The organism is Enterococcus sp. DJ147D b (assembly GCF_058216655.1).
In genome coordinates this window covers 1,868,097-1,894,698 of sequence record NZ_CM177104.1, presented here as the reverse complement: position 1 = coordinate 1,894,698, position 26,602 = coordinate 1,868,097, and the positions used below count along the sequence as shown (strand labels likewise).

General features: G+C 37.2%; 23 protein-coding genes. 19 read left to right on the top strand and 4 right to left on the bottom strand.

The window, feature by feature from the left end:
* Positions 1-24: 24 nt before the first annotated feature.
* Entirely contained in the window at positions 25-330 is a 306-nt protein-coding gene (locus AC4BD1_RS08940; protein WP_490466327.1) for a hypothetical protein, read from the bottom strand.
* 233 nt (positions 331-563) lie between these two features.
* On the opposite strand from AC4BD1_RS08940, the gene AC4BD1_RS08935 reads away from it, so the two are divergent.
* Both AC4BD1_RS08935 and AC4BD1_RS08930 read left to right on the top strand, forming a co-directional pair.
* On the top strand, positions 564-2,012 hold the full coding sequence (locus AC4BD1_RS08935; protein ID WP_206910995.1) for a glycoside hydrolase family 1 protein: 1,449 nt from the start codon (positions 564-566) through the stop codon (positions 2,010-2,012).
* Between the two features lie 8 nt (positions 2,013-2,020).
* The gene (locus AC4BD1_RS08930) at positions 2,021-2,935 is read left to right on the top strand and encodes an N-acetylglucosamine kinase (protein WP_206910998.1); all 915 of its coding nucleotides are present in this window, start codon (positions 2,021-2,023) and stop codon (positions 2,933-2,935) included.
* A gap of 56 nt (positions 2,936-2,991) precedes the next feature.
* Here AC4BD1_RS08930 and AC4BD1_RS08925 read toward each other — a convergent pair whose 3' ends face one another.
* Genes AC4BD1_RS08925 through AC4BD1_RS08915 form a run of 3 tightly spaced genes read right to left on the bottom strand, consistent with a single transcriptional unit; the run spans position 2,992 to position 6,250 of the window.
* The gene (locus AC4BD1_RS08925; protein ID WP_490466324.1) at positions 2,992-3,792 is read right to left on the bottom strand and encodes a TPM domain-containing protein; all 801 of its coding nucleotides are present in this window, start codon (positions 3,790-3,792) and stop codon (positions 2,992-2,994) included.
* Positions 3,789-4,982: a TFIIB-type zinc ribbon-containing protein gene (locus AC4BD1_RS08920; RefSeq protein ID WP_490485498.1), complete on the bottom strand. Its 1,194-nt coding sequence runs from the start codon at positions 4,980-4,982 to the stop codon at positions 3,789-3,791. The genes AC4BD1_RS08925 and AC4BD1_RS08920 overlap by 4 nt, the downstream gene beginning before the upstream one ends.
* A 17-nt stretch (positions 4,983-4,999) precedes the next feature.
* Positions 5,000-6,250: an SPFH domain-containing protein gene (locus tag AC4BD1_RS08915; protein ID WP_490485497.1), complete on the bottom strand. Its 1,251-nt coding sequence runs from the start codon at positions 6,248-6,250 to the stop codon at positions 5,000-5,002.
* A 215-nt stretch (positions 6,251-6,465) separates the two neighbouring features.
* Between AC4BD1_RS08915 and dnaX the strand changes: the two genes are divergently transcribed.
* From dnaX to AC4BD1_RS08830, 17 genes are all read left to right on the top strand, one after another.
* Positions 6,466-8,211, top strand: coding sequence for a DNA polymerase III subunit gamma/tau (gene dnaX, locus AC4BD1_RS08910; protein WP_490485496.1), 1,746 nt, complete (start codon positions 6,466-6,468; stop codon positions 8,209-8,211).
* A gap of 21 nt (positions 8,212-8,232) precedes the next feature.
* Positions 8,233-8,547, top strand: a complete 315-nt coding sequence (locus AC4BD1_RS08905) for a YbaB/EbfC family nucleoid-associated protein (RefSeq protein WP_206911009.1) — start codon at positions 8,233-8,235, stop codon at positions 8,545-8,547.
* Positions 8,548-8,570: 23 nt separating this feature from the next.
* Complete coding sequence (gene recR / locus AC4BD1_RS08900; protein WP_067480382.1) at positions 8,571-9,167, top strand: recombination mediator RecR; 597 nt, start codon at positions 8,571-8,573, stop codon at positions 9,165-9,167.
* A 64-nt stretch (positions 9,168-9,231) separates the two neighbouring features.
* The gene (tmk, locus tag AC4BD1_RS08895; protein ID WP_206911011.1) at positions 9,232-9,876 is read left to right on the top strand and encodes a dTMP kinase; all 645 of its coding nucleotides are present in this window, start codon (positions 9,232-9,234) and stop codon (positions 9,874-9,876) included.
* A 14-nt stretch (positions 9,877-9,890) separates the two neighbouring features.
* Entirely contained in the window at positions 9,891-10,220 is a 330-nt protein-coding gene (darA, locus tag AC4BD1_RS08890) for a cyclic di-AMP receptor DarA (protein WP_067480388.1), read from the top strand.
* 8 nt (positions 10,221-10,228) lie between these two features.
* Positions 10,229-11,182, top strand: coding sequence for a DNA polymerase III subunit delta' (holB, locus tag AC4BD1_RS08885; protein ID WP_490485495.1), 954 nt, complete (start codon positions 10,229-10,231; stop codon positions 11,180-11,182).
* A gap of 19 nt (positions 11,183-11,201) precedes the next feature.
* Positions 11,202-12,026, top strand: a complete 825-nt coding sequence (locus AC4BD1_RS08880; protein WP_206911015.1) for a PSP1 domain-containing protein — start codon at positions 11,202-11,204, stop codon at positions 12,024-12,026.
* Positions 12,019-12,366 (top strand): DNA replication initiation control protein YabA, encoded by a 348-nt coding sequence (locus AC4BD1_RS08875; protein ID WP_067480400.1) that lies wholly within the window; start codon positions 12,019-12,021, stop codon positions 12,364-12,366. Before AC4BD1_RS08880 ends, AC4BD1_RS08875 begins: the two co-directional genes overlap by 8 nt.
* A gap of 82 nt (positions 12,367-12,448) precedes the next feature.
* A complete protein-coding gene (gene rsmI / locus AC4BD1_RS08870; protein WP_490466318.1) occupies positions 12,449-13,321 on the top strand; it encodes a 16S rRNA (cytidine(1402)-2'-O)-methyltransferase in 873 nt (290 codons plus the stop codon).
* Between the two features lie 333 nt (positions 13,322-13,654).
* A complete protein-coding gene (gene dinB / locus AC4BD1_RS08865; protein ID WP_490466317.1) occupies positions 13,655-14,761 on the top strand; it encodes a DNA polymerase IV in 1,107 nt (368 codons plus the stop codon).
* Between the two features lie 198 nt (positions 14,762-14,959).
* Entirely contained in the window at positions 14,960-16,588 is a 1,629-nt protein-coding gene (locus AC4BD1_RS08860; protein ID WP_490485494.1) for a mannitol dehydrogenase family protein, read from the top strand.
* A gap of 2 nt (positions 16,589-16,590) precedes the next feature.
* Complete coding sequence (gene uxuA / locus AC4BD1_RS08855; protein WP_490466315.1) at positions 16,591-17,664, top strand: mannonate dehydratase; 1,074 nt, start codon at positions 16,591-16,593, stop codon at positions 17,662-17,664.
* 97 nt (positions 17,665-17,761) lie between these two features.
* A complete protein-coding gene (gene uxaC, locus AC4BD1_RS08850; RefSeq protein WP_490466314.1) occupies positions 17,762-19,177 on the top strand; it encodes a glucuronate isomerase in 1,416 nt (471 codons plus the stop codon).
* A gap of 20 nt (positions 19,178-19,197) precedes the next feature.
* On the top strand, positions 19,198-20,718 hold the full coding sequence (locus tag AC4BD1_RS08845; RefSeq protein WP_490466313.1) for an MFS transporter: 1,521 nt from the start codon (positions 19,198-19,200) through the stop codon (positions 20,716-20,718).
* Between the two features lie 238 nt (positions 20,719-20,956).
* Positions 20,957-21,400 (top strand): hypothetical protein, encoded by a 444-nt coding sequence (locus tag AC4BD1_RS08840; protein ID WP_490466312.1) that lies wholly within the window; start codon positions 20,957-20,959, stop codon positions 21,398-21,400.
* A gap of 156 nt (positions 21,401-21,556) precedes the next feature.
* Positions 21,557-24,931, top strand: a complete 3,375-nt coding sequence (locus tag AC4BD1_RS08835) for a hypothetical protein (protein ID WP_490485493.1) — start codon at positions 21,557-21,559, stop codon at positions 24,929-24,931.
* Positions 24,932-25,223: 292 nt separating this feature from the next.
* Positions 25,224-26,543 (top strand): glycosyltransferase family 2 protein, encoded by a 1,320-nt coding sequence (locus AC4BD1_RS08830; RefSeq protein ID WP_206907597.1) that lies wholly within the window; start codon positions 25,224-25,226, stop codon positions 26,541-26,543.
* Positions 26,544-26,602 lie beyond the last annotated feature (59 nt).

The window sequence follows — 26,602 nt, the reverse complement described above, 5'->3', positions numbered from 1 at the left end:
TTACACTCCTTTAAGTAAAGTCAATTAAAAAATAATTCCTTGATAGATCCAAATGTATGCTAAAATTTCTAAAATAATTAATGAGATACCAAAAGTGATAAAAAAGCCCTTACAAAATCCTCGTTTTGTTTGGATGAAATATGGATTCATCGCTAAAACTGTCGCTAAACTAATGGGTAAAAAAAGCATAACACCAAGATTGATACTCCAGTTTGCCAAGTAAAATAAATAAGGAATAAAAATACCACCAAAAATACAAGCAAGCAAAAGCAATCCAGCTGTTTTCACACCAAAGTGAATGTGCGATGGTCCATTCGTTTCTTTCTGCATAAAAATACCTCCTCTCAACAAAAAAATTAAACGCTTACAAAATATAGTAACAAAAAAGAGCAGTTACGGATCTCTTCTTTTTTAGTATACAGTTAAGAAATTAAAAATCAATATATTTTTTATTTTTTTGTAATTTTGTTTCTTATTGGAATTGAAATTTCTTTATTTTTTTATATGTTTGAAAACGCATTTCTTAGATGGTATGATAAAAGCGAATACAAAGGAGGAGGAAAATGACAAAAATTTTATGGGGCGGAGCTACTGCTGCTAGTCAATATGAAGGCGGTTACAAAAAACGAGGGATAGATACTCAAGACTGTCGACCTTATTTAGAAAAAACATCGAATGCGACAGTAGCTACTCGATTATTAACCAAGAAGACTGTTGAACAAGCGGTGGAGGAGAATCAAATTTTTTATCCGTTCAGAAAAGGATCCAACGGAGAGGTTCGGACAACTGAAGACTTAGCGTTACTCAATGAGTTAGGCCTGGATGTTTACCGATTATCAATTAGTTGGTCACGCCTATTCCCAAACGGAGATGAAGAAATTCCTAATGAGGACGGAATAAAGTATTACGATGCTATTTTTAAAGAGTTAATCAACAAAAAAATAAAAATTTTTTTGACAATTAATCACTATGCATTGCCACTTCATTTAGTAACAGAACAAGGTGGATGGAAAAACCGTAAGACAATTGACCATTATTTGAAATTAGTCACAGTTATTTTTAATCACTGGGGTGAGTTGATTGATTATTATTTACCCTTCAATGAAATCAATGCAGGGTATTTCAGTCCTTATAATGGTACAGGATTATTGAAACCAGAAAAGGATGCATATGCGTACAATGATATCTTTTTAAGTTTACATCATCAGTTTATTGCTAGTGCACAAGCTATTGCTCTAGGGAAAAAAATGAAAGTCAAAGGTCAATTTGGTGCAATGATTTCTTGTTTTTGCTACTATCCATTAACACCAAAACCTGAGGATAATTTACAATTAGTTTTAGATGAACAAATCAATCAATGGTTTTGTATGGATGTCTTAGCTAGAGGAGAATATCCTTATTATATGAATAAATTTTTCTTAGAGCACGACGTCGATTTTGAAATCAGTGAAGCAGATCGCCAGCTTTTAAAAGAAAATACTTGTGATTTTGTCTCTTTCTCTTACTATTCTTCGAGTATTAGTTCAGTAGAGGAAAGTCAACAGCAAACGGCTGGAAATTTGGTAGCGACGACAAAAAATCCTTATTTAAAAGCAAGTGAATGGGGTTGGCAAATTGATCCAATTGGATTGAAGACCACCCTGCTAAAAGTTTACGATCGGTATCAAAAACCTGTAATGATAGCTGAAAATGGATTGGGTGCAAGAGATGTGAAAGAAGCTGATGGTATCCATGATGCGTATCGTATCGAGTATTTTAAGCAGCATTTTCAACAAATTTTAGAGGCAGAACAACTAGGAGTAAATGTTCTAGCATACTTTGCTTGGGGAATCATTGACATTGTCTCAGCGGGGAGCTGCGAAATGGAAAAACGTTACGGCGTTATTTTCGTTGAAGCAGATAATCAGGGAAATGGCTCCTATGATCGTTATAAAAAAGATAGTTTTTATTGGTATAAAGCATTTATTGCTGAACAAAGAGAGGCAAGAAGAAAGTCACAAAAAGTAGAGTAGGAGAAGCGATGAAGTACGTCATTGGGATTGATTGTGGAGGTACAAAAACGCATGCGATTGCTTATGATTTAGAAGGAAATGTTTTGGGAGAGACAATCGAGGGTTTTGGAAACCTACTTGTTTCTTATGAGCAAGCAAAAAAGAATATTTTTCGAGCAATGAATGAATTGCTAATCAGATTGGGAAGAGTAGATTGTCAATTGATTGCGTTAGGCATTGCCGGTATTGATGGTGGTGGGTTACGAGAAAAATTTCAGAAAGAGTTAACTTACTTTGATTATCCTGTTTATTTATATAATGATGCACAGTTCAGTTATTTAGCTAAGGTGGGCTTTCAACCAGGTATTTTAGCAATTGCGGGGACAGGTTCAGCTTTTTTTGGACTGAAAGAAAACCAATGGTATCGTGTAGGTGGCTGGGGACAATTATTGGGGGACGAAGGTTCTGCTTATCACTTAGCAATTGCTGCGATTAAATTAGTTCTAGCAGAGTTTGATGAAGGAAAAACATTGTCACCTTTTGCTAACGATTTATTGGCTTTTTTTGGTGCGGAGGATGTGATGAGTTTGGTAAAAATAATTTATCAAAAAAAGAAGGGCGAAATTGCTAGCGTAGCAGCATTTTGTTCAAGCTACGAACAAGATGATATTCGTGTGTCAGAATTACTAAAACAAACGGGTGAATTATTAGCCACTCAGGTTATCCAACTAGCAGACAAAATGAAGTTAACCTCAGGATTTTGTTTGGGGATTAATGGTAGCTTGTTGGAAAAACAGGCGACAGTGAGACACGTTTTTCTCGAACAGTTAAAAGGTTACGAAGTTTTGCTTGCGTCTGAGACGATTCATACTACGAAAGCTGCATTAGTTATTTGGAAAAATCAGTTGGCTGCACAATGTGTGAGTACGGCTAACTTCAACTAAAAAAACTCCTCAAGATCGATTCGATTTTGAGGAGTTTTTCTTTGGCGGATAATAAATCAAAAGCTTCTTCCACCACCGCCAAAAGTACCACCACCACTTGAATGGGTTGTGCTTCCGCCACCACCGCCACTTCCAGGTGGTGGGCTTTTAGGGATTCGTCTAGTAGTGACAAAAGAATTTGTTAAACGATCAGTTTTATCCGTTAATTTGATGCTTGAATTTTCACGATAAGGATATTTGTAGGAACCAAATTTTAATTGATATTTAGAAACTGTTACAAAGTAAAAGACAAGGCTTAATACCAAAGCAACAATAAGAGCAAGTGTAATCTCGACAGGAGTCAAGACTTTGTAACGAGTGATTTTTCCGGTTTCTTCATCTACTCGATAGTGGCCACCTGGAACACCTGCTTCGACATAATCGGCAACTTTAGTGAGATAAGCAGTCGCAGCTTGATAGTAATTTTGATCGGACATGCCATTATAAACTTCATCAAGCGTTGATTTAATCCGATTATCATCTAAATAATCAATCATGTTACCTGAGGTCGAAATGTAAATTTCTCTTTGTCCCATATCTAACAATAGGGCAGAACCATTTTCATTATTCCCAACCGCCTCTCTCAAGTAATCATCTGTAAAGTCTCGTGGCTCATCAGAGTTATTTGTTGTTGTGACGATTAAGACTTCACCTTTGATTTTTTCGTTGATTGGCTTCGCTTGATTTTCTAATGATTGAATTTGTTCTGCTGTAAACAAGCCAGCTTCATCATTGACCGTTGGGGTTTCAGCGTGCGCAATGAGCGGGAAAAAACAGCCAATTAAAACGAAAAAGAAAATTGAAAGTTGTTTTTTCATATCAAATACCCCACAATCATCAACAAAATAGCAGTAATAGTAAAGATACCAAGTGATGTAAGACCCAATTTCTTTTTGCTGACAGGTAGGACACCACTAACTTTCCCAGTTTGACCATTCATTGCATAATAGTAAACTTTTTTTGAATCACGACTACGATAGGTTACCAACCAGACCGGAAGTAATAAATAATTATTTTTCTGATCGTTGATCGCAACAGAACTACGAACGCCAGTTAAAGTTGTGTAACCAGCGGCTGTTTCGCGTAAAAGTTTTTCGGAGTACTCTTTTAACTCTGCTTCAACTTCTGAGCGAATCGCTTGATATTCGATATCGCGTTTTTCTGCTTGAAAGCCAGCGAGATATTGGTTTTTAAAGTCGATTGCTTTATTCAGTGGGAAAGGTTGGACACCTTCGACCATTTTTTGTTGAGTATTTTTAGATAAAGCATTCTTGACTAATTCTTTAAAAGAAAGTTTTCCTTCACGGTGGACAGCAAATTGTTTTGTCTCGGTATACTCAATATCGCCGACGCGCCAGACTCGTAAGACAGTTCCATTTGCTTGAAAATCTCCTTCTAATTCGGCATCCGTTGACCAGTAAGGAAAATAAACACCAGTTAGTTTGTCGATTTGTTCAGAATTAAAGAATGCTTTAGGAATAAACCATTTTTTCTTTGTCCAAGCTAAAAATTGTTTAGTTGCTTCCTCTTTTTCGATTGCAAAAGGAAGAACTTTATTTGGTAAAAACTCACCACTCAAGCGTCCTGACAAAACAACTGGATTATGGCAATAGTAGCAATACGTCGCGGCTGTTGTTGCATCAGTCACGATTTCAGCCCCGCAGCTTGGACAAAGAAATAGTTCCATAGCGGGAGCTTTTTCTTTTGCTTCTTGATCAATTGCCTCGGTAGTACCAACAGCTTCATCGTAAGCTTGACGTTCAGTGTCATCCATTTTATCTAGTTGTTCTTGTGCCGTGAAGGTAAAGTCACCAGTTGTATTTTTTGGTTCATTAGCTGTATCAGATGCTGAACCAATATTGCGAGCTTCTTTTTGCTGTTGTTCGTAAAGGCTCACTTCTTCTTCTGTAAATATGCTCAGGCAGTAGTCACAATGAAATTTTTGGTCTTTAGGATCAAAAGTTAAAGGACTGCCGCAGTTTGGACATTTATGTGTAATGACATCCATTGGCTACACCCTTTCCTTTAGTCCAAAGGTACTCCTTTAAACGGCTTGCCACAATGAGGACAGAATTTTGGAATACCATTGGAAAGATCAACAATTTCACCACATTCACTGCATTTCATCTCTAGCTTTGGTTGTGCAGCAGGGGCAGGCTTAGCTGTGCCACAGTTAGAACAGAACTTCCCAGTATTTTCCGTGCCGCAAACGGGGCAAGTCCAAGTATCAGCATTTCCTGTTGCAGCTTGCTGGTTTTGTTTTTCTGCTTGCTGTTGCTTCATTTGTTCTTGATTATTTTGTGCAGCTTGAGCAAGGTAGGCACTGTTAGCATTCATTCCCATACCAACACCCATAAAACCAGTCATTGCGCCGCCTTCATTTTTCCCAGCAGCTTCCATCCCACGAGCAATCGAACCTTGAACATAGCCCTCGCGAACACTTGGGTCCCCAAGCATAGCACCTTCATTTCGCATGTTGATTAGTTTGACAGAATCATCGGTATAAGAAATACTTGCGACTGCTACAGAAACGATTTCCATTCCACGTAGTTCACGCCATGAATCATCTAAAGCAGAAGCCATGTATTTACTTAATTCCAAACTTTTTGATGGTACGTAAGAAATTCGTTGACCATCTGCTGACATTTGGTTGATCGCCGATTGTAAAGCAGTTAAAAACTCTGCTAGATACTGTTCATTGATATCGGCAATTTCTACTTGCGTTTTATTTTTTGGAATGGCATTTGTGTAAAATAAAATTGGATCCGTGATGTGGATAGAGTAAGCACCATGCGCACGTAAAAATAATTCGGCATTATAAAAATTATCAAAATAGTTTAATGGTGAAGTTGTTCCAAATTTGATTCCTTTTAGCTCTTGTAAATTAATATAGAAGACTTGTTGTTTTTGTGGTGTGACGCCACCAAATTTAAAGCGACTGAATGTTTCACTAATTGCATCTTTTAATGAGCCATTAAACATAGAAGGTGCAGCATCATTTTTGATAGTGTAGTAGCCTTCTTCAGCTGTGTAATCAATAATTTTTCCACCGTCAACAAGGAGCATCATCATATTTGGATAGACATGAACAACTGTTCCATCGGTTAGAACATCTTCTGTTCCTTTCCGATTTGACCCACGTTTGTCGTTTTTACGAACTTTGACACCTTTTGTCATAACAGTTGTGTCACTCATATTATCTGGTTCGATGACTTCAAGCCATTGATCAGCTAATCCACCACCAACCGAACTTGTTGCAGCTTTAATTAATCCCATAAAAAATTCCTCCTTAGATAAATAGCTAAAGAAACAGCTTAAATTATTTTCTTTATTATACCATAGGGAAATGAAAATGCTGTCAGCCAAAAGTCTTAAAGAACTTTTGCGGGAATGAACGTTTTCTCTTGGAAAAAGCCGATGAGTAGAGTAGTTTTTTTTAATAAAATCACGTATAATAAATAATAGTGAATTTTTTTAAGAGGGGGATCTATATGGCATACCAAGCACTTTACCGTGTCTGGCGTTCACAACGCTTCGATGACATTGTAGGCCAAAAAGCTGTTACACAGACATTGAAAAATGCTATCGTTTCCCATAAAACATCTCATGCGTATTTATTTACTGGACCTCGTGGAACTGGTAAGACGAGTGCAGCAAAAATTTTTGCCAAAGCAATCAATTGCCCGAACAGTCGAGATGGTGAACCTTGTAATGAATGTGAGATGTGTCGATCAATTACAGCTGGAACACAAGAAGATGTAATTGAAATCGATGCTGCAAGTAATAATGGTGTGGAAGAAATCCGTTTTATTCGAGATCGCGCCAACTACGCACCTACGAAGGCAACTTATAAAGTTTATATTATTGATGAAGTCCATATGCTTTCGACAGGGGCTTTTAATGCGTTATTAAAAACACTGGAAGAGCCAAAAGAAAGTGTCATTTTTATTTTGGCAACGACAGAACCATATAAAATCCCTGCAACGATTATTTCTCGTACACAACGATTTGATTTTAAGCGGATCAATGCATCTGATATTATTGAGCATTTGGAATTTATTTTAAATGAATCAAATATTTCTTATGAAGAGCAAGCATTAGGCGTCATCGCACGCTCAGCTGAAGGTGGAATGCGTGATGCCTTAAGCATTTTAGACCAAGCAATTTCCTTTAGTGAAGGGACGATTACGCTAAACGATGCAATGCAGGTGACTGGTAGCTTAACATATGAAATGATGGATGATTATTTAAGTGCTTGTGTCGAACAGAATGTTGCGCAAGCATTGAATGCTTTGGAACAGATGTTAGCTGCAGGGAAAGAAGCCCGTCGCTTTTTAGAGGATCTATTGCAATATTGTCGTGATTTGTTGATGTATCAGCAAGCACCTCAATTAGTGTCAGAGAAAACAAGTCAGTTAACTACAACTTTTGTTAGTCTTTCACAAGAAATAAAAGCAGAACAGCTTTTCCAAATGATCAAAATATTAAGTGAAACACAAAATGAAATTCGTTTTACCAATAGCGCTACGATTTATTTGGAAGTCGCAACTGTTAAGTTAGCGCAAAAACAACCAGCAACAAGCCTGAGCCCATTGTCTCAGGGAGAACCAGCCGAAAGCCAAGCAGTCGAGAAGCTTCAGCAAGAAGTTTCCACGTTGAAAAAAGAATTAAAAGAACTCAAAAAGAATCATGGTACAGCCAGTAATAGTCAACCTGTGCCACAAGCCGTGCATAAAAAACAAGCGAGTTCTTATCGTGTACCGACTGAACGAGTGTATCAAGTATTAAAAGAAGCAACGCGTCAAGATCTGAATCAGGTCAAAGAAGTTTGGGATGATTTATTGATGAGCTTGTCGGTTACACAACGAGCAATGTTGAAAGCAAGCGAACCAGTGGCAGCTGGACCAAAAAGTATGGTCATTGCTTTTGACTACGAAATCGTTTGTCAACGAGCGACAAATGACGATGAGTTACAATTAGCAATCCACAATAATTTGAGTCGAATGATTCATGATTATGCACCAGATACTGTGTATATCACACGAGAAAGCTGGCCAGAATTGCGTAAGAATTATTTGATCCAAAGTAAAGACAATGGTCAGATGAATTCTTTTGTTCCAGAAACAGATGAAGAAGAAATCGAACTGATCCCACAAGAACCAGAAACAACGGAAACTGTGGTAACAAAAGCAGAGGAGCTTTTTGGAACAGATTCAGTAACAATTATTGATGATTAAAATTCAAAGGAGAGATGTACAATGATGCGTGGAATGGGAAATATGCAAGGCATGATGAAACAAGTACAAAAAATGCAAAAAGAAATGGTTCAGGCACAAGATGCGTTGAACGAAAAAGAATTTACAGGAGTGGCTACAAATGAATTAGTTAAAGTTGCTTTCACTGGGGATCGACGTATGAAAGACGTTGAAATCAAACCAGAAATCCTAGACCCAGAGGATCCAGAAATGTTGCAAGACTTGTTAGTGATGGCTATCAATGATGCCTTAACGAAAATTGACACAGAAACTGAAAAAACAATGGGTAAATATACCAAAGGAATGCCTGGATTCTAATTTTTCGTGAAGGAGTAATGATTATGCAATATCCAGAACCAATTGCCAAACTGATCGACAGCTATATGAAACTTCCTGGGATTGGTCAAAAAACAGCTACACGTTTAGCATTTTTTACAATCGATATGAAAGATGAAGTAGTCAATGAATTTGCCAAATCGTTGTTAAGTGTCAAACGTGATTTGCACTTTTGTAGCATTTGCGGAAACATTACTGAAGAAGACCCTTGCGAAATTTGTAAAGATCCGTCACGCGACCGTAGTATTATTTTAGTAGTCGAAGAACCAAAAGATGTGATGGCAATGGAAAAAATGCGCGAGTATCATGGTTTATATCATGTTCTTCATGGTGTGTTATCGCCAACTGAAGGAACTGGACCAGAAGACATCAATATTTCCTCTTTATTGCAACGCCTGCATAACGATGAAGTAAAAGAAGTCATCATAGCAACAAACGCAACAACGGAAGGTGAAGCAACTGCGATGTATCTATCTCGTTTGATCAAACCTGCTGGTATCAAAGTTACTCGACTAGCACATGGATTATCTGTTGGTTCAGATATCGAGTATGCAGATGAAGTTACGTTGTTAAAAGCAGTAGAAGGACGGCGTGAGCTGTAATTTTTTGAAATAATTTGAATTTCAGCTACAATGAAGATGTAGTACGAGAGATGGAGGCAAAAATGTGAACGGACTATTTATTACAATTGAGGGACCAGATGGTGCTGGAAAAACAAGTATCTTGAAGGAATTATTTCCTCTATTGAAAAAAGTCGCAAAAACAGAAATGATTCAAACAAGAGAACCTGGTGGCATTCCAATTGCGGAAGAAATTCGCCAAGTTATTCTTGATCCTAAAAACGAACGAATGGATGAACGAACAGAAGCACTTCTCTATGCAGCGGCTAGAAGACAACATCTAATTGAAAAGATTTTGCCAGCTTTAGAAGAAGGTAACATTGTTCTTTGTGATCGTTTTGTGGATAGTTCACTTGCCTATCAAGGAGCTGGACGACGTATTGGAATGCGCGAAATTGCTCGCTTGAATGAGTTCGCGACTGAAGGATTGACACCTGATTTTACTCTATATCTGGATGTTGATTCTGATACAGGATTGCGTCGTATCCAAAAAAATCGTCAGAATCAAATTGATCGATTAGATTCTGAGGGACTTGAGTTTCATCAACGAGTTCGTCATGCGTATCTAAAACTTGCAGAAGAATACCCAGAACGTATTCATAAAATTGATGCAAGATTAAGTTTTGAAGAAGTTCTTCAGGCTAGTTATTATGCCATTATTGAGAAATATCCACAATTTTTTGAAAATTAGGAAGGTGACTGTGTATGAAAATTATTTTAGCTATTATCCAAGATAAAGATAGTAACCGTTTATCGAATGAACTGATTGATGCCAATATTCGCGCAACAAAATTATCTTCAACTGGTGGCTTTTTAAAAGCCGGCAATAGCACATTTATTGTAGGGATTGAGGATGAACGAGTAGACGAAGCACTTGAAATTATCAAAAAGACTTGTGAATCTCGTAAACAATTTGTTTCAACACCAGTTACGTTGGATATTTCTATGGATGGTGGTGTTCCTTACCCAGTAGAGGTGGAAGTTGGCGGAGCAACAGTCTTTGTTTTACCTGTCGAAGGATTCCATCACTTTTAGGAGGAGCTATGAAACAAGAAGAGTTAGTAAAACTGGCTCAAATGCAACATTTCGTTTATCAACAACTTCAACGAAGTTTTGAGCATGGGCGCCTCGCTCATGCTTATCTTTTTGAGGGCGAAAAAGGAACGGGTAAACATGAAATGGGTATTTGGTTGGCCCAACATCTATTTTGTACACACTTAGTAGATAACCGGCCTTGTGGTATTTGCAATAACTGCCAGCGAATTCAAAATAATGAACATCCAGATGTATTAGTGATCGAACCTGAAGGGCAAACAATCAAGGTCGATCAAATTCGTCGTTTACAAACAGAATTTAGTCGAAGTGGCTATGAATCAAAAAAGAAAGTTTTCTTGATCAAGGAAGCAGAGAAAATGAACGTTAGCGCGGCAAATAGTCTACTTAAATTTTTAGAAGAGCCACCGGGTGATTTTCTAGCAATTTTAGAAACGGATGCGATTGGTCGGATTTTACCAACGATTCAATCACGTTGCCAAGTTTTACATTTTCAAGAACTTTCAAAAGAAGTTTTAATTCACAAATTACAGGAAGAACAAATTCCATTGGAAAAAGCGAAACTTTTAGCATTCTTAACCAACAGTTTACGAAAAGCAGTTGAAATCTCAGAAGATGAATGGTTTAATGAGGCTAAGGACTCGATTTATCAGTGGTTCACTTATCTACAAAAGCAAGATCCTCAAGCATTTATCTATGTCCAAAAGAAATTGACTAAAGTATTTAAGGAAAAAAATCAACAGTTTATGGCACTTTCAATTTTGTTATTTTATTTCCAAGAAGCACAAAAGCAAGCAATTGCTACTGAAGAATCAAGCAAAACAAAAAAAGCCAATCAAATCATTGAACGCATTTTAGTTGCTGAACAAAAATTACGTAGTAACGTGAGTTTTCAAGCAGTAGCTGAACAGTTCGTTTTACAAACGATTTTTAATTATAGCTGAGTAACCAAGGAGGTTGGAAATGGTAGAAGTAGTAGGCGTCCGTTATAGAGATGCTGGGCATATCTATTATTTTGCGCCAGGGGATTCTGAATATTTTTATAATGATAAGGTGTTAGTCGAATCTCAACAAACCTTACATATTGCAACAGTTGCCATTCCCAAACGAGAACTTGATTCCCAAGATTTACCAGAAGAAGTCAAACCAATTTTGCATAAAGCTTCGGCTACCGAGCTAGCAAAAGAACAAAAAAATCAACAAGATGCTACCGAAGCGCTGAAAATCGCTAAACAAAAAGCACGTGAACATGAACTAGAAATGAAAATCGTGAAAGTGGAGTATACTTTTGATCGCAGCAAAATGATTTTTTCTTTTACTGCTGATGGACGAATTGACTTTCGGGATTTGGTGAAAGAGTTAGCAAGTATTTTTCGGACTAGGATCGAGTTACGCCAAATTGGTGTCCGTGATGAAGCAAAAATTATTGGTGGAATTGGGCCCTGTGGTCGACCATTATGCTGTTCGACATTTTTAGGAGATTTTGTACCGGTTTCGATCAAGATGGCGAAAGATCAAGGTCTTTCTTTGAATCCAACAAAAATTTCTGGCTTATGTGGACGTTTGATGTGTTGTCTGCAATATGAGAGCGCAGAGTACGAGGCAGCAAAAAAAGAACTCCCTGACTTTGGGAAAATGATTGAAACACCTGATGGTAAAGGGAAAGTCGTAGGATTAAATCTACTTAGCCGAATGGTAAAAGTTCGGTTGACGGGACGAGAAAATCCAGTGGAGTATGAATGGGATGAACTAAAAGACTTCATTCAAGTAGGTGAGATGAATGGATAAGCGATCTTTATATGACGGTTTAAACCAGCTAGAATCAGAATTACGAAATACCTTAACTGAATTAGTAGAAATGAAGCATGCACTTCATGAAATCGTCGAAAAAAATACCACGCTTGAGATGGAAAACCAACGTCTGCGTGAACATTTGCGTGAGCTGAATCAAGTAGCCGAAGCACCCGCTGAAAGTGTCAAACAAGAATTATCGAAATCCCGGATGAATTTAGAAAAAATTTATGAAGAAGGTTTTCATGTTTGTTATGACTTATACGGTTCACGTCGCGAAAATGATGAGCCGTGTGCGTTTTGCTTGGAAGTTATTTATCGTGAAAGTGGACGGTAATATTTAAAATTTATCTATGTTAGGGCAAAGATGTGAGTCAGTCGACTTGTGTCTTCGCTCTTTTTTATTAAGGAGGCAGGAAATGTATAACCAAAAAAGTTTTAAGGATCATTCAGGTATAGGAACTTTATATCTTGTTCCCACACCGATTGGTAACCTTGAAGATATGACTTACCGAAGTGTTCGTCTGTTACAAGAAGCAGACTTGATAGCAAGTGAAGATACACGTAATACACAAAAATTATTAAATCATTTTGAGGTAGAAACACCACAGAAAAGTTTGCATGAACATAACTACAAAGAAAGAATTCCATACTTACTTGAACAATTAAAAACAGGACAAAGCATTGCCCAAGTAAGTGACGCGGGAATGCCTTCTATTAGTGATCCTGGTCATGAATTAGTTGTTGCATGTATTGCAGAAGGAATCCCAGTCGTATCAGTACCCGGCCCTACAGCAGGTATTACTGCTTTGATTGCTTCTGGTCTCGAACCACAACCGTTTTTATTTTATGGGTTTTTACCAAGAAAAAAGAAGGAACAAAAAGAAATATTGATGCAATTAAAGCCTCAAACAGCAACACTTATTTTTTATGAATCACCTTATCGTGTAAGTGCTACACTTGAAAATATACGCGTGGTACTTGGAAATCGTCAAGTGGTGTTATGTCGGGAACTAACTAAAATTCATGAAGAATATCTACGTGGAGATGTAGACGAACTATTAATGTATCTAAAAGAAAATCAAATCAAAGGTGAATGTTGCTTGATGGTCGCTGGCGACGATGGTAGTTTGACTGAAGCAGAGGAAGTTATTCAAATCTCTTTGAGAGAACAAGTAGAAGCCTTGATTGCAACTGGTGAGAAGCCAAATGCTGCTATTAAGAAAATAGCTGCGGCAAATCACCTGAAAAAGCAAGAAGTTTATCGACAATTTCATGAATTAGATGAATAGTAGCAAATTCAATAACCAATACACAAAAGCTTAAGGAGCGAAACAGAACCATGTTTTGCTCCTTTTTTGAATGGTGACTTAGTGTACATATGAAAACGATTCGTGTAGAAGAAATTCAATTTTAAAAATAGATATTTTTTTACATGAAACAAAATACACGGACGATTTTTTGTTGAATAAGTCGAACTATCTTATGATTATGCAAAACGAATGGCATACCCATTTATCAATGATCATACATTTTTTAAAACCTCAAAGTTAAATTAGAATAGCTTGATAGGGAACAAAAGTTCGACTATAATAACAATGAGAATAAGATCGAGGTGAATACCAATGGAACTACAGTTTCCTTTACATAATGATACATCAAGAAAGATCATCCATATCGACATGGATGCTTTTTTCGCCTCGGTTGAAGAACGCGATCATCCAGAATTTAGAGGGCACCCATTAGTGATTGCTCGCCATCCCAGTGATACTGGTGGTCGAGGTGTCGTGACAACGGCAAATTACGAAGCGAGACAATATGGGATTCATTCAGCGATGAGCGCACAAAAAGCATTTGAATTGTGTCCAACAGCCATTTTTAAACCTGGTGATCATCAAAAATATTCGGAAGTATCTCAAGTTGTTCGTGAAGTTTTTCGGAGATACACTGAAGTCATCGAGCCAGTTAGTATCGATGAAGCGTATCTAGATGTGACAGAAAACAAAGTGAATTGTAAATCAGCAATTAAAATTGCTCGAATGATTCAAGCAGATATCTGGGAAGCAGTTCATCTAACTTGTTCGGCAGGAGTTAGCTATAATAAATTTCTGGCAAAACTGGCTTCTGATTTTCAAAAACCACGTGGAATTACTGTGGTGACACCTCAAGAGGCTGTCTCTTTTCTAAAAAAATTACCAATAGAAAAGTTTCATGGAGTTGGAAAAAAAACAGTGCCAAAAATGAATGAGTTAGGAGTTTTTACAGGTGCAGATTTATATGAGATGAGTGAAATGCAATTGATTCAAAATTTTGGGAAAATGGGGTATTCCCTTTATCGAAAGGTTCGTGGGATTCATGATTCGCCTGTAAATGTTACGCGAGAGCGAAAATCAGTTGGCAAAGAACATACCTATGGTCAGCCACTCCAGACAGAAGAAGCTGTCTTAGCACAGCTTCGACAGCTAGCAGAGAAAGTAGAAGAAGCACTGAGAAAAGTCCAAAAACATGGGAAAACAGTCGTATTAAAAGTTCGCTATACTGATTATTCAACAATTACGAAACGGATAACCTTACCAGAATACATTTATAAAAAAGAGGCACTTTATTATCAGGCCAGTTTGATTTGGGAAGAAATTCTTGGTGTCGAGAAAGGCATTCGGTTGTTAGGGATAACACTCACTAACTTGGATCCTATGACCTATGAAAATATAGTTTTGCCTTTATGGGAATGAATGATTGATTATAAATAAGAGAAAGCACACTATATGCGAGGTGCTTTCTCTTATTTGAGTTATTCTGATATATTAGTATTTGCTATTTTTTTTATTAGTAAGGTGAAAAAAATAAAATTGACGTATTGACAAAGCCGAAATTGGCGAATATAATGCAAGTATCAAATTAACTGATATATCAGTTTTGGGAGGGATTCTGTGATTGACTTAAAAGATTGGCAAAAATCAGTAACGGAATTAAAACAAGTTGGCATCGCTATTCCTACTTATGATGTTGATGAAGTTAAGAAAAAAGGAAAAAAATCGCCAGTGTGGCTTCATTTTGGTGGTGGAAATTTATATCGTGGATTTCATGCAGAAATTGCACAGCGATTAGCTGATGCAAAAGAATTAACTGCTGGTATTGTTGTTTGTGAAACTTTCGATAAACAAGTAATTGATAAGGCTTACAAACCGTTTCACAGTGATGTAGTAGAAGTTATCATGCATGATGATGGGACCTTAGATAAGAAGCTTTTAGCTGCGACAGCAGATGCTTTCTTTTGTCATCCTAGTGAGAAAGAAAGTTTTGCACAAGTCGTTCAATATTTTGAAAATCCGGCCCTACAGTTTACGACCTTTACGATTACCGAAAAAGGGTATCACTTGAAAGATGCTTCTGGGGAATTTTTTCCTGTAGTAGAAGCGGATATTCAAAATGGCCTTGAAGCTCCGCAACATACGATAAGTATCGTGACGGCTTTATTACACAAACGATTTTTAGCGGGAAAATTACCAATTGCCATGATTTCCACGGACAATTTTTCACAAAATGGAAAGCGATTCCAAAATAGTGTGCTGACAATTGCACAAGGATGGCGAGAAAAAGGCTTTGTATCTCAAGCATTTATCGAGTATTTAACTGATTCTGAAAAAGTAGCTTTTCCTTGGAGCATGATTGATCGTATTACACCAAACCCTGCAAAAGTTGTACAGACGGAACTTGAAAAACTCGGTTTTGTTGATATGGAAATGATCCAAACAGAAAAACATACGAATATCGCACCGTTTGTGAATACCGAAGTTGTCCATTATTTAGTGCTCGAAGACCACTTTCCGAATGGACGTCCTGCTTTAGAAAAGGCGGGCGTTATCCTTACAAGTCAAGAGATTGTTGATAAAGCAGATGTGATGAAAGTCACCACTTGTTTGAATCCACTTCATACGGCTATGGCCATCACTGGTTGTTTACTTGGTTATCAATCAATTGCAGCTGAGATGGAAGATGAAGAAATTGTGGGATTGATCAAAGCCATTGGGTATCAAGAAGGCTTACCAGTAGTAGAAGATCCAAAAATAATTGATCCCAAAGAATTTATTGATGAGGTGATTGAAAAACGTTTGCCTAATCCCAATATTCCAGATACACCACAACGAATTGCAAGTGATACTTCCCAAAAAGTAGCGATTCGGTTTGGCGAAACAATTAAAAAGTATGCAGAGAGATCAGCTACACAATCACTTGTATTTATTCCAGTAGCGATTGCTGCTTGGTTGCGTTATTTGTTAGCAATTGATGATGAAGGAAATACATTTGTACCAAGCTCTGACCCACTATTACCTGAATTACAGGAGCAACTAAGAAGTCTTCATTTAGGTGAACAATCTGCGGAAGTGATCCATCACAGTGTTGCAACTATTCTAGCCAATGAAACTATTTTTGGGTCAAATTTATATGAAGTTGGACTTGGTGAAAAAATCGAACAAATCGTAGCAGAAATGTTAGTAGGTCCTGGAGCAGTGAGAAAAACGATTCGTACCTACTTAACAAATTTCGGAGGAAGATAATCATGGAAATGACGTTTAGATGGTATGGTTCACAAGAAGAAAAAATTACATTAGAAGAGATTCGCCAAATTCCAGCGATGAAAGGCATTGTGGGAACGCTTATGGATATCCCCGTTGGAGATGTATGGCCGAAAGAACGAATCAAAGCATTGAAAGAAGAAATTGAAGCAGCAGGATTAACATTAAAGGTAATTGAAAGTGTGAATGTTCATGATGATATCAAGATTGGTTTACCAAGTAGAGACAAATATATTGCAAATTACCAACAAACGATTCGTAATTTAGCTGAATTCGGTATTGAAGTAATCTGCTATAATTTCATGCCGGTTTTTGACTGGGTAAAATCAGATCTTGATTATCGCTTGCCAGATGGCTCTTCAACATTAGCATATATCGCAGCAGACATTCCAGAAGATCCTGAGGAAATCATAAAAAAAGTGGAAAATTCAAGCAATGATTTTGAATTACCCGGTTGGGAACCAGAACGGTTGGCCAAAGTAAAAGAATTACTGCGAGCTTATAAAGAGGTGGATGAAACAAAATTGCGTGAAAACTTTGCCTATTTCTTGAAAGCAATTATCCCAACTTGTGAAGAAGTTGGAATAAAAATGGCTGTTCATCCAGATGATCCACCTTATTCGATTTTTGGCTTACCACGAATCGTGAAAAATCGGGAGGACTTGGACTGGATTTGTCGGGTAGTAGATAGCCCAGCAAATGGGATTACGTTATGTACAGGCAGCATTGCAGAAGATCCAGCAAATAATGTTTATGAAATCATGGCAGAGTTTTGTCAACGAGATCGAATTCCGTTTGCACATGTTCGTAACATTAAATTTATTCAGGGAAAAGATTTCTATGAAGCACCACATAAGTCAGAATATGGTTCATTAGATATGTATCAAATTTTAAAAGCAATGTATGATAACGGGTTTACTGGCTATATCCGTCCTGACCATGGACGCATGATCTGGGGAGAAACGGGACGGCCAGGTTATGGCTTATACGATCGGGCACTTGGAGCGATGTATTTGAATGGCATTTGGGAAGCTTTAGAAAAAGAGCAACAGAAATAATTCTAAACGATTCATTTCAACAGTAATAATGAAGGAGGCTGAGCAAGTTTCAAGTTCAGCCTCTGAATAAAAAATAAAAAGAAGGAAGCGCTTAACTATGTTTTTAGATGAAAATTTTTTATTAACAAATGAAGTAGGACGCAAGTTATTCCATCAATATGCCAAAGAGGAACCAATTATTGATTATCACTGCCATTTAGAGCCAAAAGCTATTTTTGAAAATCAACAGTATGAAAATTTAACTCAAGTCTGGCTCAATGACAAAGGAGCAGGCGATCATTATAAATGGCGCTTGTTGCGAGCAAATGGTGTGGCTGAAGAACTGATTAGTGGCGACGGGGATGATTATGAAAAATTTTTGGCATTTGTTAAAACAATTGAGAAGGCAGTCGGTAACCCAATTTACGAATGGTCGCATTTAGAATTACGTCGATATTTTTCGATTGACTTGATCATTAATCAAAAGAATGCACCAGAGATTTGGCGACAAGCAAATGAAAAAATTCAAACAGACGCATATCGTCCAAAAGAATTATTAAAAATGATGAAAGTCAAGGCAATTTGCACGACCGATGATCCTGCTGACGACTTGAAGTATCATGCAAAATTGGCACAAGAACATAATTCTTTTAAAGTATTGCCAACTTTTCGTCCTGACAACACTTGGGCAATTACTACAGAAGAATATCGTGAATACTTAGATAAATTAGGTGTAAGCGCCCAGATACCAATTCACACATTTTCAGATTTAACAACTGCTTTATCAAGAAGAATCGACTTTTTCCATAAAATGGGCGGACGTTTAGCAGATCAAGGATTAAATACATTTGTATATGCTTCAGCAACAGAAGAAGAATTAGATGTCATTTTAGCACGTGCATTAACTGGAGAAACGAACTTTACAAGAACTGAAGTTGCTCAATTTACAACAGCAATCCAAAAACATTTGATGGGAGAATACTATCAACGTCAATGGACGATGCAAATGCACATGAACGCCTTTCGAAATGATTCAACGAAAATGAAACGAGAAATCGGAATCAATGTTGGTGGTGACTCGATGGGAGATCAAAGTGGACTGACAAAAAATATCGTAAAATTATTTGCAGAAGTTGAAGAAGCAAACCAGTTACCAAAAACGATTTTATACTCGCTGAATCCAAATGACTGGTTACCACTAGCAACTGCTATGCAAAGTTTCCAAGGGGAAATCATTCAAAAACTTCAACTTGGTTGTGCGTGGTGGTTTAACGATACTTGTGAAGGAATGCGCAATCAATTAACCATTATGGCGCAACAAAGTTTATTGGCTAATTTTACTGGAATGTTGACTGATTCTCGCAGCTTCTTGAGTTATCCACGTCATGAATATTTCCGTCGCGTATTATGTCAGCTCCTAGGTGAGTGGGTCGATCAAGGTCGTTTACCTGATGATAATGAATATTTGGGACAAATCGTCAAAGATATTTGTTTTGACAATGCGCATGAATATTTTGGTTTTTTTGAAAGCTGACGGAAGGTGGATGAAGAGAAATGGATAAGAAAAAACAGTGGGTTTACCAACCTAAAAAGATTACAATTGGTCGTGGAGTGGCTTATGGATTGACTGATTTGATGGGCGGCGGTTGGAATAATATCGTTTCAGGAGTCATTTTTGCTTTCGTGTTGAGCCAAGGAATCAATCCGGCGTTTGCTGGAGCAATCACAGGGATTGGTCGAATTATTGACGCGGTGTTTTCCTTATTCTTTGGTGCAATCACGGATGGCTTTTATCGAACAAAATTAGGTCAACATTTTGGCCGACGTCATTTCTTTATTCTACTAGGCGGAATTTTGTTCACAGTTTTATTTCCATTATTCTGGGTTCAAGCAGATAGCTGGGTTTATTATCTAGTGATTTATGTAGCCATCGAACTTGCAATTGCTATGGTTTTGATCCCATGGGAAACTTTGCCAACGGAAATGACCACTGATTACAACCTCCGTACGATTTTATCTAGTTCACGCATGTTTATTTCTGCCACTGGGACAGCGCTTGTTTTCTTAGTGTTAGCAGCGTTGCAGCACATGAAAAATCCGAATGCCTATCTTATTACTGGAATCATTTGGACGGTGATTTTTGTTGTCGCTATTTTTGTTTCTTACCGAACTACTTGGGAACGTCCGTTGACACCAGAATTTTTAGCAGAGTTAGAGAGCCAGCCAAAATTATCTTTAGGTGAATTCGTGAAAAAAACAGTCAAAGATTATTTTTCAACCTTTAAGAATCGTGCATTTCGCCAACATCTAGGTATTTATTTATTGTCATTTACCGGAAAAGATTTTTATTCTACTTTGCTACCAACTTTTATTATTTGTTGTATTCATGGTGTGAAAGAAGATACACCTTGGACACTCCAAGCACTTTCTATTTTTGGTATCGTTGCAACATTAGTGGCTGCACGATTGATGTTGACACATGGACCTCGCTATTTGTTTACACTTAGCTACATCACGATCATCATTACTATGGTTGGTTATTTCTTAACATGGGCACTCCATATCCAAAATGCTTTTTGGGTCTTAGTAATCATTTCAGTTTTTTATCAATGTGCGCGCGCAATTTTAGAATTTACACCATGGAATGTTTTTCCATTTATTCCAGATGTTGACCGCATGATGACACGAGGCGATCGCGCGGGCATCTATGCAGCAGTGATGACGTTCTTTAGAAAATCAACGGGTGCATTCGCTTCTTGGATTGCTGGGATTTTATTAGCAGAAATTGGCTTTGATTCAAAAACGATGACGAACTTTACGAATACACCACATCATATTCAAACGGGAATCGCATTGATTTTCTTTATTGCCCCTGTTATATTGATTTCTTGCGCGTTAGTGATGGCACTAACATTCAAATTGAATCGTGAAACACACGAAGTATTGAAACAAGAAATCGATCGCTTAGAAGAAGGCGGATTGAAAGAAACAGTTACACCAGAAGCAAAAAATGTCGTAGAAGAATTAACTGGGCATCCGTATCAAGACGCTTGGCCAAAGCAACCTGTTATTTGATGACCTACTGAATATACTGAATAAAACAAGGAACCTTTTTGATTATTAAAAGGTTCCTTGTTTTTTTGTTGATGACTTTAGTCAGTGTCAATTACGAAAGAGGTTGGAACGAAAAAAACACGCGTACTGCGGGTAGATATTTACTTCATTTTATCTATTTTTGTCAAAAAATAGATAGGTAAAAAATAATACGAGAAATGATTTCCTAGTATACTTTCGAAAAAAGGGGGGAGTCCAAGTGCAAGTCATTGATCTCCAATGTTTTGTGGCAGAAATTGACGGATGTAATAAATATATTTTATTTGATACACGACCAGCTTATGGGAATGTAACAACATATTTAAATAATGAAATTGAGATTGTATTGAAAAAAGATGAAGAAGAAGTGGCATACCTCTTTAATCATAAGTTTGATACAATCATGGATCTTCAAGATTACAAATGGGTCAAATCACAAGCAAGCGAAAGGCAAGTGTCTTATTTTTTACCAGATATAACCATTTATTGTGTGAAAGTGAAAAGAAAAAACACACAAGAAGAATTGTATAAAAAAATTGCGTTACCTCGAAGTTATTCAACGATTGAAATGGTCGATCGACGTTTGACCCGTTTTTTTCAGGAAAGCTGTTTTGAATGGATAGATTGTCAAGAATTAGTACATTTTGATGAATTAATTAGCTGAAAGACTAGGCTTAGTCACTTGTTAGCAGTATTTCTGCTATGTACTAAAAAATGAATTATTTTTTTTTGTGTTGATTTTCTATGAATTAAAATAATTATCAAAAAGAAATGAAGATAAAATATGTCTTAGCAAAAGGAAAGAAGGTAAAAAATAAAAATGTTCAAACATAAAAAAAGAAAAGCATTGATTGCTGGACTATTATTTTCAGCATTGATCTTGCCAACTCAGATCAATGCACAAGAAACCAGCAATACCATTCCTACAGATGGATTGACTACAAAACAAAATGCAACTGAAGTATCACCACGAATTAGTGTCGGCACTGGATATAAGAACTATATCAATAATGTGACGATTACTGGTGGAGGAATGTTAAATATCTCTACTGGCTCAAAATCGATGTTACAAGTGGGTATCGGTACACAAACAAAAACTGTGATTAAAATCGATCCCGAGATTGCTTCTGAGTTTTTCAGCACACCTAATTATAAACAATATATCCACGGAGAAGTAAAAACGAATCCAACCAGTGGAATTGGGACACATCGTCGCGATATTGAAGATATTTGGGAAAAGAAACCAAGTTTAGGTAATCTTTATAGCCAAGAAACTGCATACTACGATCAGGATCTACAAGCAATCGTTTTGAAAACTGAAAAAGCAATTGCAAGTATCACCGCTTATCAAAATGTTGATTTACGAATTGATTTAGGTAAATGGCATACAGATACTGAAAAAGTAGTTGAAAGAAAATCAATGTATCGTTTTTCTGTCAACTCTGCTTCTGCTGACTGGGGATTAGGATGGAACTGGGGCGGTTCAGAAACAATTTTAGATCAATGGGGCTTATGGGGAGATGGCAATCCATTTGAACGTGGTTCATGGATTGAGGATCCCGTAGAACCTACTTCTTTGAAAACTGAAGATGATGAGCATTTTTCTGGTAATGGAAAGCAAGATATAAGTAATGAACATGAGACAGAATATAGCGTTACCTTAAAAAAAGGAAGTTCTACGATCAAATCAAATATCCAAATGGATGCGACCGGCAATTGGGATGCTGATTTATCTGGATATGGTTTAAAAAATGGCGATACGATTTCAGCCTATGTAGTTGGAAATGAAACACAACCTAATGGAAATGGTGTGAAAGATCGTAAAGAATCTAGTGCGACACGTTACACAGTTGGGAAAGATTCTATTCCTTGGGACCAATGGAAAGTGGTAGCACCAACTATCAATGATGCGTATGACGAAGAAACATTAATCAGTGGATTGCTACCTAATCAAAACTTACAAAAAAATCGTTACTATACTGTGAAAGTATTGGTTGATGGTAAAGAAGTGTATAGTCATGATTATGACGGTGAAAGTAATGAATATCGTGCACCGATTTTCGGTGACGAGCTAGTTAAAGGACAAACAATCGAAGCTTACATTATTGGAAATGAGCCAATCGAAGGAAGTAACGGAACGGTCATCCCTAAAGAAAGTGCACATGTGAAAACTGTTGTTAAGGAAAACCAAGAATCAGAAAATACTTGGGAGAATTGGCAAGTAAATGCACCTAAAATCGATCGTGAAACGACAGAAGGTGATACCTCTGTTGTTGTCGAAATCCCATCGCAAAACCGTTTCAATGGTCGTAGCTATGATATGGAACTTACATTGAATGGTGAAAAGATAGCAACTAAAGCTATTTCAACATCAGGAGCTCAATTAGATATTTCTTTAGATAAGCCATTAAAAGAAAATGATGTCCTAACAGCAAAAGTCATCGGACATGAAGATGGCGAGAAGGACAAAGTCAGTCAAGTAGATCAATGGAAGATCGTTGATAATACTAACTGGTCAGACTGGCAAGTAAATGCGCCAACGTTGAACGAAGTCAAAACAACAGATACAAAATTGACAGGGAACGTAAACGAACAAGATGTTGAAGCAGGACGCACGTATGAATTAAAAGCGACACTGAACGACAAAGAAATCGGAACAATCAAAGTGGAAGCTGGCAAAGAATTCAGCATGGACTTACCAGAAGGCACGACCTTAAATGAAGGAGACAAAGTAGCCGTCCAAGTCATTGGTCATCAAGCAGGTAAAGAAGACAAAGTGAGTGAACAAGCGAAACAAACTGTAGTTGATGGAACCAACTGGTCAGACTGGCAAGTAAATGCGCCAACGTTGAACGAAGTCAAAACAACAGATACAAAATTGACAGGGAACGTAAACGAACAAGATGTTGAAGCAGGACGCACGTATGAATTAAAAGCGACACTGAACGACAAAGAAATCGGAACAATCAAAGTGGAAGCTGGCAAAGAATTCAGCATGGACTTACCAGAAGGCACGACCTTAAACGAAGGAGACAAAGTAGCCGTCCAAGTCGTTGGTCACCAAGCAGGTAAAGAAGACAAAGTGAGTGAACAAGCGAAACAAACTGTAGTTGATGGAACCAACTGGTCAGACTGGCAAGTAAATGCGCCAACGTTGAACGAAGTCAAAACAACAGATACAAAATTGACAGGGAACGTAAACGAACAAGATGTTGAAGCAGGACGCACGTATGAACTAAAAGCGACACTGAACGACAAAGAAATCGGAACGATCAAAGTGGAAGCTGGCAAAGAATTCAGCATGGACTTACCAGAAGGCACGACCTTAAATGAAGGAGACAAAGTAGCCGTCCAAGTCGTTGGTCATCAAGCAGGTAAAGAAGATAAATCAAGTAAAACAGTTGAACAAGTCGTTCAATCCATCAAACATCCTACGATTTCTGAATTTGACAAGGGGTATTGGCGTAATTATGGTCTAGTTTTTGAAGGGAAGATTGACAATGAAGATTGGGATTTATCTGATGCTTCTCATATTCAAAAACAAGGATTAATCTACGATGAATCAGGTAAAATCGTCAAAGAAATGCCAGCAGCTAACCATAACTGGTACGACCCAGCGAGATACAATGGGTATCAAGTCATTGTCGACAATGATGTATTAGGTGAATTAGTAGCTGGAAATTACACGATTGGTATGCGCGTGACAATTGATGGACAAGTAATGGACGAATTACCATTACAAATCAAACCACAAATGACACGAATGGGTCCTATCCATAATGATTTCAATGATTTAGAACAAGTAACGTTAAAACAAAATACCATCAAACCGGGTGTCATCAATAACACTCCAGGTTTCAATGTGTCAACTTCAAGTGAGACAGAAGAAGTTCATTTGTTTAATAAATATTGGAATGATGAAGATCAATTAGTTTTTGATGGTTACTTCATGAACGTTGCGCATCAAGGCACAACTAAAAAATTACAGATTACTGATAAAAAAGGTCAAGAAGTCTATCAAAAAGCAGAACTCGAAGCTGCACCAGATTCATGGGGAGTTCCGACCGGTGTTGCTGCTGATGATACATTCCAAGCAATCATCCCAATCGAATTCCGTGATCAAAGTCAATATGATTATACGATTTCCTTAATAACAGAAGATGGAACTGAAGTTTTCACACATCCACTAGTATAGTTATTTTAAGACTAATTGAAGTAACCATATAGTAGAAGTAAGCCGGACAATTCAAAAATATTTCCTTATTTTTGAATTGTCTTGCTCTATTTCTTGCTGAAACAAGCAAATGTTTATAGAGATTCAGTATATGAAATAAGTAAGCATGTGGATAAAAAGGATTTTATGTGTCGATGTAGAGCAATGACTGTTCACAGTTTTAGCTAATAAAATGAATAAAAAGATTTATTCGCAGAGTTGCGACAAGACGTTTGTCACAACTCTTTTTCTATGAAAAGAAAGAGGAGAAAGAATGTTTAACCTACCAAATTATGCGTTTTTACCAATGAAATGGCTAGCAATTTTCATGGTCATTATTGTTTTTGCCAACTTGATTTATTTTACCACGCTCTCCATTTTCGGGTTAAAAAAACCAAGACGTGACTATAAATTAGTACTAGATCAAAAGAGATTTGTCTTCGTCGTACCTGCTCATAATGAAGAAGCTGTGATTGGTCCTACGGTCAAAAGCTTAGTAGATCAGAATTATGACCCAAAATTATTTGATATCGTAGTGATTGCGGACAACTGTACAGATCAAACGATTGATGTCGTCCAATCTTATCCACGAGCAACTGTTTTTGAAAATGTTTCTGGACCAGAAGATCCACGAGGTAAGCCACATGCAATTGCTCGATATGTAGAAACAAACCATTGGAAATCTTATGATTACATTGCATTTATTGATGCCGATAATATTGTTGATCCAAATTACTTAAGAGAAATGAATTCACAGATTATAGCTTATCCAGAATTAACTGTTATTCAAGGATATTTAGGCATGAAAAACGTTCGTTCTTCGATTACAGCTTCTGGCTACGCTGCAGTGTATTTTATTACAAATCGTGCTGTTCAAGCAGCAAACTATTTATTAGGATGGAATGCAGCTATTGGCGGGACAGGGTTTATTCTTGATACCAATTATTTAGCAGAACATGGGTGGAATCCGCGAAGCTATACGGAGGATTTTGAATTACAAGTTGAACTTTCGATTGCCGGGAAACGCAGCGGTTGGAATCACTTTGCGGTTGTTCACGATGAAAAGCCTGACTCCTTGATTGCAAGCCATCATCAACGAACACGATGGGCACAAGGACACTGGTATGTTGCATTTACAACAACTTGGCGACAGATTCTTTCACTTTTCAAATCAAAAAGTTTAACTGAACTCTTAAGTAAAGTAGAAACACTTTTTTATTCTTATTCTATGGTGAGACCGGTAGCAATGCTAGTGATTTTATTTTTAAGTTTGATTGACAAACGAATTTTAGAATACTTGCCAAATTTATTTTCGCTATTAACATTCTGGTTGAGCATTGAAGCATTGAATTTCTTGATTATCCCAATCGTCTATTTTTCTGAAGAAGCAAAAGAATATTTTGCAGATGAAAAGGGAATCATCAAAAAAATTATTTTTTTCATCCGCTTAGTTATTGCCTTTATTTATAATTCAATTACTTACATGGCTGCCCAGCTAGTAGGATTTTGTACATGGTTCAAACCACAAAATAAATGGAATAAAACAGTTCATAAGGCAACATTCGATCGAACAAAAGAGGAGGCTGCTGAATGAAGAAAAAATGGATAAAAAACTTAGAATTTCTTGTAGTAGTTGTTTTACTACTAGGCTTT